Below are 12,721 nucleotides of genomic sequence, written 5' to 3'. Positions count from 1 at the left end.
CGACTAAAGGGCGAAAAAAATAGGAATCTTTCCTTAAGATTCCTATTTCGCATACACCTGTATGCTGGATCTGTTTCATCAGAAAATACTCAGATCCAGTTTGCGTGAAAGATATTCCATCATTCTGATCCCTGCTGTGGAATTGCCCTTGGCATCCAGAGCCGGTCCGAAGGTACCGATGCCGCATCTGCCGGGGACCGCACCGAGAATGCCTCCCCCCACACCAGACTTGGCTGGCACGCCGCAGGAAACGGCAAATTCTCCGGAAGCGTCATACATGCCGCAGGTGGTCATGATGGTCTTCACGATTCTCGCATTCTCTTTCCGGATGACTCTTTCTCCTGTTTCAGGGTGAATCCCGTTTCCAGCAAGCACCGCACCGATGGTGGCGATGTCTTTGCAGTTGCCGAGGATGGAACACTGCATGAAGTAGAGGTCCAGAATCTCTTCGGGGTCTCCCTTCATGATGCCTGTACTCTTCATGAAATAGGCCAGGCTTCTGTTTCTGTTTCCCGTGGCCTTTTCAGACTCATACACCGTTCTGTCATAGCGGGTTTCCAGATTGCCTGTGAGAAGACTTGTGAACTCCAGAATCCTCTGGATCTTCTCCTTCTTCTCTTCTCCATGAATCAGGGAGGTCACCACCATGGCGCCTGCATTGATCATGGGATTGAAAGGCTTCTCCGGATTCTTCACTTCAAAGGACATGATGGAGTTGAAGGGGTCTCCCGTTGGCTCCATATGCACATGCTTGAACACCTCTTCCTCACCGATGTCCTCCAGCGCCAGAAGAAGCGTGATGACCTTTGTGATGCTCTGCAGCGTAAAGCTTTTAAGATACTGTCCTCTGGCCTTGTAGTTTCCCTTCAGATCCATGATGACAAATCCCACATCCTCCGGATTGCCTTTTTCAAGCTCCGGAATATAGCTGGCCACATTCCCCTGCGTAGCCACCTTCGTTCCTTCCTCATAGGCTTTGTTTAGAATATCTTCCATGAAAACAACTTCCTTCCCCAATTTTATTACTCATTCATAATGATACCACTCTTTTTCATCCTTTCAACCCATTTGAAGAAACTGGGAGGAAGAAGTGCTCATGGCTTTCCTCCACGCTTTTCTATTGATTTCTTCCTCTCTCTTGTGGTATCATCTTTTAGTAAGCAAAAAATCTCTTTGCCGGTGTGATGGAATTGGCAGACGTGCGGGACTCAAAATCCCGTGGTAGTGATACCGTGCCGGTTCGAGACCGGCCACCGGCACCATCAACCCATAAAACCTTAAGGTTTTATGGGTTTTTCTGTTTATACAATATATTTTCAGGTTTGATTTATCAAATTCATGAAATCGTTCGCAATGGTACTGTTCACTATGATACAATAACATGGAAAGTATATGTTTATTATTATTTATTACGGATATGTATTTGAAATTCGGAGGTGTATTTTGACAGAATATGGTGCTAAAGATATAATAATTGAATATTTAAATGATTTTAATAAAAGCATCAGCTTATTTAAACTAAAGAATGCCACACGTTTAAAGAAATATTCTTCGAATGATATTGATGATGCCTTGTCTCAACTATTGACTCTTGGCCAAATTATTTATACTCCCGAAGGCATTTCGCTTTGTCCAAAAACATTATCGAATATGATCGACCAAATCAAAAATGAAGACATCAGACTAGCTGTTCATCGGTATTTCAATGGAATTAAAGATGTGGGGATAACAAGTAGTGAAATAAAGGTGATTATCAGATCATTTCTGAAAAACCGCCCAGTAATTGATGAAGATAAGTATAAAAAAATTTTTCGCAGCTATAAATTTGATCTAAACAGCTTCACTACCATCTTTTCAGAAGCTACAAGCACCTATTTTTATTTGAAAGAAGTTTGCAAGAAAGGCAGGCAGGACTGGAGAGAAATCCGCTATGATATAACTCAACCTCAAAGTTTACGGAATGCAGTAATTGAGTTGATAAAAACAGAAGGTATAAGAGTTGGAGATGAAACTATTGGTTTTTCTCCAGAAGAAGTCTCTATGAAATTATTAAAAGATATTAAATCGAGTATTAGTATCTATGACTTTTTCAAATCCTATTTAGAATTCATAACATTAATACAACCTATCCCTGTTGGTCTAGTTATTAATCACCCTCGTTTTTTTAAAATGATGTTGTCACAGGAACATATCATTTGGGGAAAAGGAAAATACTTAAGATATCGACAATCAAATAAAACAAAGGATTATAGATTATTTAATCGTCTTAAGCTCAGATCTTACAACAACCAATACATATCATCAGATATTATTTTTATTTCATATAAAGAAATTATAAGTGAATATGATATATTAAATTCGTATGAACTCTATAACTTATTAAAAAAGTATCCTGATATCACTGACAAATATCGTATTCAATATTCAACTCCACCTTTTTTACGTTTTGGTAATGGTGATGCAAAGAAGCAGCTAATTGATTTACTAAAGAAATCATCTCCAATTTCAGGAAATGATTTAGTTCAAAAATATGAACAGATTTATGGTATGAAAGTTAATAGTACCAGAAATACTTTATTGCCAGAAGTTTCTCATTTTCTGAGAGATGGAATGTATGACACCACAACACGATCTTTAACGGATAAGCAATTTGAGAAACTATCAAACGAGTTATCAAATCCATGGTACTTCACTTATGAAGTTGAGAAATTATTCAAAAGAAAAGTAGGCAAACTATATAAAGAATATATGTCAAAGGAGAATTTAAAGAAATTGGGTTACAAGATAACCAGTTCTATTATTTACTCAGATAAATATAAATCTCTATTTAATTGTCTGGATAAAACCATTTGGAAAAATAATACCTTCCATGTTTCAGATGATATTTGGAATATCTCTCAAGTACAAATATCACTAAGTCAAAAAGTTGCAGTCTTTGATATTATTGAGTACTCACCGCAAAGATTTATTAGAATATCCTCATTAAAAAAGAATGGCATACATAAAAAGCATTTGAACGAGTTTATAGATATAATTAATAGATATGTCGATGATGAGTCTTATTTCACGCTCAAGTCATTACGATATAATGGTTTTAAAATACCATTAGACGAACTTGGATTTGAAGAAACATTTTATTATTCTATTCTAAAGCAAAGTAAAAAAATACAGTCACGCAAGGTTGCAAATACATATTTGTTCAGAAAGTCTAAAAAAGATGCAACAATGCAAGATTTCATTGAATATCTTGTATCCCAACTGAGAAGTATTGATATATATGATCTTATTAATTTATTATATGAAAATTATGGGATAGCAATTAGTCCTTCTTATTTACGAACATTTCTTTTTGATACACAAATGTACTATGATTTAATATCCGAAAAAATATATCTTGATTATGATGAATACTTTGAGGAGGTATAACAATGAATCTTCTTACCCAAGGATCTAAGATTAATGCTGTTCTGCTTACTGAGAATACTAAGAAATTATCCATAGATAATCATTCAAAGGTATATAGCGTATACAAAATCAAATTAGATTTGCTTCGCTATAATGACCAGAACGATCGCATCGCAACATGGATAAGTCAATTTAAGTCTGAAAATCCCAATGAAAAATTAGAAGCAAAAGAAAAAGATGAATATAATTCTATAATTCAGGATTTCATAATAAATAGTAATCCTGATGCAATAAAAAAGACTCAAAACAACATTGAACTTATTGGTCAACAAGAAGCTGGTGTTGTATTAAGCGATGGACGAATTATTGATGGTAATCGAAGATTCACATGTTTACGAAATATTCAAGAGAAGACAGGTAAAACTCAATATTTTGAAGCAGTAGTTTTAAATCATGATATTAAAAATAACGAAAAACAGATAAAGCTATTAGAACTTATGATTCAACATGGGATAGATAAGCCAGTTGATTATAATCCAATTGACAGACTTGTAGGTATTTACAATGATATTGTAGACAAAGGTTTGCTCACTATCAAAGAATACTCTGACAGCGTGAACCAGTCTGAGTCAGATATTCAAAGAGAAGTAGAAAAAGCAAAGCTCATGGTTGAATACCTAGACTTTATTAATGCTCCAAAACAATTTCACCTTGCTAGAACTATGAACCTTAATGACCCTCTTAAAGAACTAACCACAATTCTTAAACAATGTAAAGATATTAATAGAAAAGAAGATTTGAAAAATGTCGTATTTGCAAATTTTCTGATGCAGCCACATGGTGATATGACTCGTTACATACGTAAGATAAAAAAAATAGCTTCTAATGATAAATTTTTGGATGATTATCTAGCGGAACAACTTGAGACAACAGAAAAAGTATGTGACATATTGGAAGAACATGACATAGTCACTGATAAAATCATAAACAATAAAATCAGAACTGATGATGTCCTAAGAGAAGCCTTCGCTCACTCAACAGAAAAATGGGTTAGTAAAGCTGATGGAGATGCTACAAGAAATAGACCAGCTCAACAAGCAGAGAAAGCATTTGAAATTCTTGATACTATTGATACTAATATTTTCAAAAAGTTGAGCGATGAACAGAAAGATGATGTTCGCAATAAACTCGATAAAATCCAAGAAATATTAGATTCAATCCGAGGCGATTTGGATGTTTACTGAACTAAATCTTAAATCCACATACTCTTCATATGAGGATAATATTGGCGAGAATTTTTATTCTCCAGTCCTTTCCAAGAGTATCAAATACGATAGGGCAACTGCATATTTCTCTGCAAATGCTCTAGCCAGTTATGCAAGTGGATTAGAATATTTCGCAAAAAAAGGTCACATATACAGATTAATTATATCCTCACAACTCTCGAGAGAAGATTATGAGCAAATAAAGTTGGGAAATGATTTAAAACACACAATCAATGAGTCTCTGATTGAGAGTTTAAGAGAATCGTTGTCACTTGAAGAAGAAAGAAATATATCAAATCTCGCTTTTTTAATATCTGTTGGAGTGATAGAGATTAAAATTGCATTTACCACTGATGGAATATTTCATGATAAATTTGGTATTGCAGAAGATGAATTTGGTAATGTTATCTGTTTTAGAGGATCAAATAATGAAACTACTGCTGCATTCGAAAAAAACTATGAATCATTTGATATCACCTGTAGTTGGCAGTCCTCATCCTTTGATTATTCAAAAATTACAAGAAGCCAAAAGACATTCGATAAATTATGGAATAATGATTATGATAGTATTTTTGTTAAAGAGATAGACGAAGTTGTATACAGCGAAATTTCAAAGTTCAATAAGGGAAATTTAATTATGGATTCTGTTGAATTAGAGAAAAATTGTATAATATTAGATTTTGATTCAACATTGTGTTTACATTTCAAGATTGACCCTACTTGTATTATCAATAATTCAGTATATAAATTAAAGTTGAAAAGATATGTTACTAGTTCAGAAATTCTCAATAACACTCTATTTTTTAAGCAGACATTAACTTATCCTGATTTCAAACGAATAATAACTATTCTAGAAAATGATGCAAAAAAAAGAAACTATAGATTTTTTACAACAACAAGACTAAGAAACTATATTATTTCTCGAGAGATGCACATTAAAAAAAGAGCAAATCTAGGAATATCTATAAAAAATTATAATGAAGAGGTCATTGATAAATACCTTGAATATAAAGCAATCGTAGACTCTGTCTTCATTAGAAAATTAAGAGATAAGCAAATGTGGGACTCATTCTTTATGTGTACGATGAAGAAAGCTAGCAACTTTTCTGTACCTGGTTCAGGAAAAACAGCATCTGTTCTTGGCGTTTTTGCTTATTTATATGCCAAAGGTTTAGTGAATAAAATTGTTATGGTTGGCCCAAAAAACTCCTTTGGTTCTTGGTCTGATGAATTCAATCTATGTTTTGGCGAAAATTTGATACTGAAATTGTTTAATATTCAAGATCAAAAGTACAAATCAAAAAGCGAGCGTAAAACTGCTCTACTATTTGAATCAGGAAGTGCCAATTTAGTTCTGTTAAACTATGAGTCTTTAAGATCATATATTACAGAATGTATCAAACTAGTTGATTCAAAGACCCTATTGGTTTTTGATGAAGTGCATAAAGTTAAGGCCATTTCAGGTAGTAATGCAGCAAAATCAATCGAACTTTCCAGAAATGCTATGTATACAATTGCTTTGACAGGAACACCTATCCCAAATTCTTATACTGATATATATAACTTACTAGATATATTATATCACGACGAATATAATGATTTTTTCGGTTTTAGTATTCAAGAATTAAAGAATCCATCAGCTAGTGATATTGAGGTGATTAATCAGAAAATACAGCCATTTTTCTGTCGCACAACAAAAAAGCAGTTGAACGTTCCAGAAGCAAATACTGATAATATTTATAAAGTTACTGCTAGTACTGAAGAGAATAAATTATTTCATATTTTATGTCTTAAATATTCTAAGAATAAGTTTGCACTCATTATAAGACTGCTGCAACTGTCATCTAATCCTAAAATGTTATTGAAAACTATTGATTTATCTGATTTTGGAGATATCCTGGATATTTCACTACAAATAGATGATATAGATTACATCGACTATTCTGATGAAGTATTGGAGCTTATAAATAAGGTTGATTATACTTCGAAGTTTAATATTTGCATTGATACAGCAATGTCTTTGTATAATGAAGGAAAAACTTCAATCATATGGTGTATCTTTATCGATTCTATACATAGAATTGCACAAAAACTAGAAAGTAATGGACTTCGTGTTGGTTGTATCTATGGAGCTACTACAATGGATGAAAGACAAAATCTGCTTAATAAGTTTCGTGAAAAAGAATTGGATGTATTAATAACTAATCCACACACACTGGCAGAATCAGTTTCACTTCACAAAACTTGTCATGATGCCATTTACTATGAATATAGTTATAATCTAGTACATCATCTCCAATCAAAAGACCGTATTCATCGCCTTGGTTTACTAGATGGACAATATACACAGTACTATTATTTACAAGAAGAGTACACAACAATTTATAACGAATTATATTCGCTTGATGAACAAATTTTGATTCGTCTACAAGATAAAGAGAATATCATGCTAGATGCTATTGAAAACAATACGTTAGAAACTGTATCAACACCTCAAGAAGATCTAGATTTGATATTTACCGGATTAAATTTATAAACCTTATTTGAAAAACACCATTATTTCTATAAGTACAGGAGAGAACCCCAGATATAGGGTTCTCTCCTACTTATATATTTCGCTAATATGCTTCTCTAAATCTTCAGAAGTCTGAGTCCATTGAGGATCACAAGAATCGTGCTTCCTTCATGAAAGACTACCCCAAGAGGCAGTGTCACCACCTGAAGAAAATTGGATGCGATGAGGAGCATGATGACTGTGATGGAAAAGACGATGTTCTGCTTCACAATCCGGTTCATCCTTGTGGAGAGCTTTACGGTCTGGGCGATGAGCGGCAGATGATTCTTCATCAGTACCACATCTGCGGTTTCCAGCGCCACATCGCTTCCTTCTCCCATGGAGATACCCACGGTTGCTGTAGCCAGCGCAGGTGCATCGTTGATGCCGTCTCCCACCATGGCCACCATGCCGAATTCTTCCTGCAGCTTTTTGATGGCTTCCGCTTTCGATTCCGGCAGGCAATGTGCAGTGAACCTGTCGATGCCGCTTTCCTTCGCAATGGCCGCCGCTGTTCTCTCATGGTCTCCTGTAAGCATGACCGTTTTGATTCCGGCAGCCTGAAGTGTACCGATGGCTTCCACAGCCTCTTCCCGGACTACGTCTTTCAGTGCGATGAGTCCCGCGATTCCTTCTCCATCTCTGGCGAAGATCACGGTCTTTCCTTCATCGGAAAGTTTCTTCATGATCTCATCATGAAACGCTTCCGCTTCCTCTTTCCCCACAAACTCCGATTTACCGACTTTCCATTCGATTCCGCAGAAGTTTCCGCGTACACCGAATCCTGCGATGTCTTCCATATCTTCCACCTTGCTGGAAGAAGGATTCTTCACCTGGCTGGAAACATACTCCACCACTGCTCCTGCCAGAGGATGATTGGAGTATCTTTCTATTTCCGCCACATGGGAAAGGAGATGTTCTCTGGTCAGTCCCTCCCGGACCAAGACATCCGTCACTTCGGGTTTTCCTTTGGTCAGGGTTCCGGTCTTGTCAAAAGCGATGACTTTGATGCGTCCGATGTTCTCCAGATGGACACCTCCTTTGAAAAGGATCCCGTTTCTCGCACCGTTACTGATGGCGGACAAGGTGGCTGGGGTCACCGATGCCACCAGTGCACAGGGAGAAGCCACCACGAGAAGCACCATGGCTCTGTACCAGGTCTCGTTCCAGCTCCACCCGAGCGCATAATGAGGTACGAACATCATCAGTGCCACCACAATCAGCACGGTTCTTACATAGGGTCCCTCAAAACGTTCAATGAACTGCTGGGAAGGAGATTTTTCGCTCTGCGCCGACTGGACCAGTTCTATGATCTTATGGAAAAGTGTCTCATCACTGGATTTGGTCATCTCCACCGTGATGGTTCCTCTTAGATTCACCGTGCTTGCAAAGACTTCATCCTCTCTGGACTTGGAAACAGGCACAGCTTCTCCTGAAATGGCCGATTCATCGATATTGGTCTGTCCGCTGACGATCTTCCCATCAGCAGGAATTCTTTCCCCCGGCTTAATGAGCAGAAGATCTCCGATGACCAGTTCGCCCACCGCCACAACCTCTTCCTTTTCTCCCACAATCCTCGTGGCTTCTTCCGGCTGAAGATCCATAAGAGAAGATATTTCTCTGTGACTCTTGTTCATGGTGTAGGTTTCAAGGGCTCCGCTCAAACCGAAGATGAAGATGAGAATCGCACCTTCCATCCAGTATCCGATGAGTGCGGAACCGATGGCTGCAAGAATCATGAGAAGCTCCACATTGAGCTTCTTCGTGGCGATGGTATCCTCGATGCCCTGCTTCGCTTTGGCATATCCGCCGATGACGAAGGAAGAGACAAAGATCACTGCAGCAGCGGTATCCACTTCCTGATTCAGCAAGTACCATCCGATCAGAATCAGTACCCCGCTGAGTCCTGCCGCTATGAGTTCCACATGCGGTTTCATCCCATCATACAGGGTTTTTCTTTCTTCTCTTTTTACACTAGCAATCATTTCATCATCTCCTTCGTTCCGTTTAAAATCCTGATTATTATCCTATACGCTCTCTTTTGCTTCCTATTCTCTAATTGAGAATTCTTCTCAACACATTGATATCACTGGCTTTTACTCATTTCTATCATACATCAGTTTAAATATTTTGTAAATAGAATGATTATAAAATAATAATAATTATTAATAAATGATACTGACTCTCATTCTCAATAACTTCAGAAGATGCCCCCTCACCACAGCCCCTTTCCGAAAAGGCAGTTTGACGGTTCCATCTTTACAGAAACGTGAAATCCGGAAATTCATGCTGGTGGCGTCTTTTTCTTTACTGCCGCCACCAGACACCCTATAGTAGAGGTAGAATACATTTTATCTGGAGGAATCATATGGAACTTGAAATTCTGCGCGTCATTCAAAGCATACATAGTCCTTTTCTGGACACACTCTTCGAAGGCATCACCATACTGGGAGAAGAAACCTTCATCATCCCCCTTCTTGCCATCATCTACTGGACCCTGGACAAGAAATTCGGCCAAGTGCTAGCCTTCACGATGTTCACAAGTTATCTTCTGAACAACTCCATGAAGGATCTTTTCTCTTTCAAGCGACCCATCGGAGAAGAAGGCATAAGAACCTTAGGGCCGGAAACGGCGACGGGAAAATCCTTTCCCAGTGGACACAGCCAGAGTGCGGGGGCTGCTGCAGGCGCATTTTCGCTGCACCAGAGAAACAGATGGGTCACGCTCCTCACCATGACGCTGATGATGCTCGTGGGCGTATCCAGGCTCTATCTAGGGGTTCATTATCCGAAAGACGCCCTGGTGGGCATTCTGCTGGGACTTCTTACGGCAGTTCTCTGCGCCAGGCTGATCCGGAAGATGGATCCGCTGAAACTCTATCTCCTTGTCCTTGTCCTTTTTCTGCCTGCGCTTTTTTTCGCCCAGTCCACAGACTTCATCAAGTCTCTGGCTTCCTACATGGGATTCTTCCTGGGGATTCTCCTGGAAAAGAAGAAAGTGAAATTCTCCACCGATGGCACCCTCTTAAGAAAGGTGCTGCGTGTACTGCTGGGCCTCACGCTTGTTCTTCTCATCAAAGAAGGCCTGGATGTGGTCTTCCCGGAAACGAATCTCTTCGATTTCATCCGCTACTTCCTGGTGACCTTTGTGGCCATCGGTCTCTATCCATGGTTCTTCAGAAAAGTAAGGCTGTAGCTTTACGGGCTGACGTGCTCGAAAAGGAGAATCCACATCCGCCATCGTTCAACGAGAAAAGCCGCCATGATGCATCAGATTTCTGATGGTCATGGCGACTTGTTTTTAATCTTCTCTATCTGATTTATACGTTCCTGAGTGCTCCCATGTGTCTTATCGCACCACCACTGCCCATTTCAGAGCATTGTAGGAAGCTTCAAACTTTTCTTTGGATACCCAGTACTTGTTTCTGCTGCTGGCAGGGTCTGTCACATGATAATCCCCTTCCGAATTATATCCTGTAAGAACCATGACATGCATGTTGTCCACGATATTCACGATGCCTGCTTCTCCCATGTCATACTCTTTCCACTTGGGCGCTTCATAGTCTCTTGTGGTGACGTAGGCAACCACAGGGTTCCCCTTGTCGATTTCAGCCTTCAGCTGGGCGGTGGTATAGCCTGAAATATTCACCACATTCTCATCATACTTCTTTCCATAGGCAGTCAGCGCTTCGGGGAAGATGGACTGGAAAATTTCCGGTTCGCCCTTGACCACTGCAAACGGAGTGCTGGCGAATCCGCCGAAGGGATTTCGCTCCGTCTTGGGCATGTTCTCGAGGAATTCCTTGAGCCCTGCACTGGTGCTGCCTTTGTATTGAAGCCCCATGAGAAGACTTGCTCCCTCGCATCCCATGGGTGCATAGACGGGACTGTACTGGTTGATGTAGGGAAGGTCAAGCACCTTCTCGCTGTAGTTCGCCACAGCCTTCAGATAGGTTCCTGAAGCCCAGCCTGTCTTTCCGTTATAGGTCACCTTATACCATCCGCCTGATGAACCGGATACGGGTACAACGGTGCCTGATGGCATGGTGGCCAGAACACTGTAGGACGTACCCACCCCTGCTCTCATATTGAGATTCACCGTGGTTTTCATGTAACTGGTGCTGACTTCAGCTTGAGGAGGCGCTGTCGCCGCCACAGCCTTCAGGTACTTTCCTGAGGACCATCCTGTGGAACCGCCATAGCTTACCTTGACCCATCCGTCTCTGGTTTCATAGGCAGTGACCTTTGCGCCCGATGGAATGATTCTGACGCTGCTGTAGGTGGTTCCAGGGCCCGTTCTCATATAGAGATTCGCAGTGGTCGTCATCTGACTGCTGCTTACGGGCTTAGAAGGTGCTGGCGCCGGCGCCGGCTGTGCTGTGGATACGCTCTTCAGGTAATTCCCTGAGGACCATCCCGTGGATCCGCCGTAGGTGACCTTATACCATCCATTTTCGCTTTCCGATACCGTCACTCTGGCTCCATTGGGAATGATTCGGATGCTACTGTAGCTGGTTCCAGGACCGGATCTCATATAGAGATTCGCCGTGGTGACCATCTCGCCGGTGGCTGCTGGCGCAGAAGGTGCCGGCGCGGTGCCTGCGGCTTTGAAGGAGACATAGGCGGTATTCGCCGTGATGTATCGCCCGTTATCCAGTTTATACATCTGCCTGCCATCCACTGTGACTTTATCGACAACTGTAAAGGAAGCTCCCTTCCCGACCACTTCGATTTTTGCAGACCAGGCGGCTCTGCTGTAGGTCCAGAGGGCACTACAGGTTACAGTCACTGTACCAGTCTCCGCAGCCATGACCATAAAGGGCTCCTGACTGAGCGGAGACCCGAAGGGCGTCGACAACACCACAGGAGAGGATGCTGCCAGTAAAGACAGCAGGGTGATCTTCGCAATGAGTTTTTTAAGTTTCCTATTCAGCATTTCATTCACATTCCTTCTCATATATTTCATTCCATTCTAGTATCATTATACCCTCAAATGGCCGTGGTTACACGGTTTCCTGAAATTTCACGATTTCTTGGAATGTAAATTTGATTTCCCTATATCTATCCACTATACTATACTCAATACAAACGGGATGCAAAATAACAGTGACTATAACATTACAAGAGTTTATATAAATATATTTAATTACTTCAATGTTTAGGTTATGCTAGAAGAAAGAGACTAACTATATGAAGTATTATACGATTGGTGAATTTGCAGAGCTAATAGGTAAAAATGCTCAAACATGAAGAGAATGGGATAAAAAAGACTTGTTTAAACCACACCATATATCTCCAACTGGCTACAGATACTATTCTCAGGAACAGCTAAATCATTTCTTAGGCATAAGAGGTGTTGAAGTTAAAAATAGAAGGATAATAGGATACTGCAGGGTGAGTTCTTGTAAACAAAAAGATGACCTTGAGAGGCAGATAGAGAATGTAAAAACCTACATGATTGCTAAGGGGTACTCCTTTGATATTATTACTGATATAG

General features: G+C 39.7%; 7 protein-coding genes, 1 tRNA gene and 1 pseudogene. 6 read left to right on the top strand and 3 right to left on the bottom strand.

The features are described 5' to 3' along the window. Positions 1–78: 78 nt before the first annotated feature. Positions 79–996, bottom strand: coding sequence for a glutaminase A (gene glsA / locus ACHAL6_RS15035; RefSeq protein WP_395271475.1), 918 nt, complete (start codon positions 994–996; stop codon positions 79–81). 179 nt (positions 997–1,175) lie between these two features. On the opposite strand from glsA, the gene ACHAL6_RS15030 reads away from it, so the two are divergent. The 4 genes from ACHAL6_RS15030 to ACHAL6_RS15015 all read left to right on the top strand — a co-directional run bounded on the left by ACHAL6_RS15030 (position 1,176) and on the right by ACHAL6_RS15015 (position 7,206). Then, positions 1,176–1,262: transfer RNA gene (locus ACHAL6_RS15030), tRNA-Leu, on the top strand. Between the two features lie 181 nt (positions 1,263–1,443). Next, entirely contained in the window at positions 1,444–3,426 is a 1,983-nt protein-coding gene (locus ACHAL6_RS15025) for a hypothetical protein (RefSeq protein ID WP_395271474.1), read from the top strand. Between the two features lie 2 nt (positions 3,427–3,428). Next, a complete protein-coding gene (locus ACHAL6_RS15020) occupies positions 3,429–4,649 on the top strand; it encodes a hypothetical protein (protein WP_395271473.1) in 1,221 nt (406 codons plus the stop codon). Then, entirely contained in the window at positions 4,639–7,206 is a 2,568-nt protein-coding gene (locus ACHAL6_RS15015; RefSeq protein WP_395271472.1) for an SNF2-related protein, read from the top strand. The genes ACHAL6_RS15020 and ACHAL6_RS15015 overlap by 11 nt, the downstream gene beginning before the upstream one ends. Positions 7,207–7,301: 95 nt before the next feature. Here the strand turns inward: ACHAL6_RS15015 and ACHAL6_RS15010 are convergent, their stop codons facing one another. Then, positions 7,302–9,209 carry a heavy metal translocating P-type ATPase gene (locus ACHAL6_RS15010; RefSeq protein ID WP_395271471.1) on the bottom strand — a complete coding sequence of 636 codons (1,908 nt, stop codon included), beginning with the start codon at positions 9,207–9,209 and terminating at the stop codon, positions 7,302–7,304. Between the two features lie 383 nt (positions 9,210–9,592). Here ACHAL6_RS15010 and ACHAL6_RS15005 point away from each other — a divergent pair, with 383 nt between their 5' ends. Continuing rightward, positions 9,593–10,420: a phosphatase PAP2 family protein gene (locus ACHAL6_RS15005; RefSeq protein WP_395271470.1), complete on the top strand. Its 828-nt coding sequence runs from the start codon at positions 9,593–9,595 to the stop codon at positions 10,418–10,420. A gap of 153 nt (positions 10,421–10,573) precedes the next feature. On the opposite strand, the gene ACHAL6_RS15000 is transcribed toward ACHAL6_RS15005, so the two are convergent. Further along, positions 10,574–12,160: an SH3 domain-containing protein gene (locus tag ACHAL6_RS15000; protein WP_395271469.1), complete on the bottom strand. Its 1,587-nt coding sequence runs from the start codon at positions 12,158–12,160 to the stop codon at positions 10,574–10,576. Positions 12,161–12,414: 254 nt separating this feature from the next. On the opposite strand from ACHAL6_RS15000, the pseudogene ACHAL6_RS14995 reads away from it, so the two are divergent. Further along, a pseudogene (locus tag ACHAL6_RS14995) lies at positions 12,415–12,721 on the top strand (MerR family transcriptional regulator); the annotation flags it as partial.

Origin of the sequence: Proteiniclasticum sp. C24MP, from assembly GCF_043951855.1 — a bacterium.
GTDB lineage: Bacteria > Bacillota > Clostridia > Clostridiales > Clostridiaceae > Proteiniclasticum.
Note: the sequence above shows the minus strand (reverse complement) of the source record. Positions and strands in the feature narration are given on the sequence as shown.

Excerpts from the sequence above, each read along its gene's own strand:
- glsA (WP_395271475.1), bottom strand. The coding sequence starts at position 996 with ATGGAAGATATTCTAAACAAAGCCTATGAGGAAGGAACGAAGGTGGCT.
- ACHAL6_RS15020 (WP_395271473.1), top strand. The coding sequence starts at position 3,429 with ATGAATCTTCTTACCCAAGGATCTAAGATTAATGCTGTTCTGCTTACT.
- ACHAL6_RS15015 (WP_395271472.1), top strand. The coding sequence starts at position 4,639 with ATGTTTACTGAACTAAATCTTAAATCCACATACTCTTCATATGAGGAT.
- ACHAL6_RS15010 (WP_395271471.1), bottom strand. The coding sequence starts at position 9,209 with ATGATTGCTAGTGTAAAAAGAGAAGAAAGAAAAACCCTGTATGATGGG.
- ACHAL6_RS15005 (WP_395271470.1), top strand. The coding sequence starts at position 9,593 with ATGGAACTTGAAATTCTGCGCGTCATTCAAAGCATACATAGTCCTTTT.
- ACHAL6_RS15000 (WP_395271469.1), bottom strand. The coding sequence starts at position 12,160 with ATGCTGAATAGGAAACTTAAAAAACTCATTGCGAAGATCACCCTGCTG.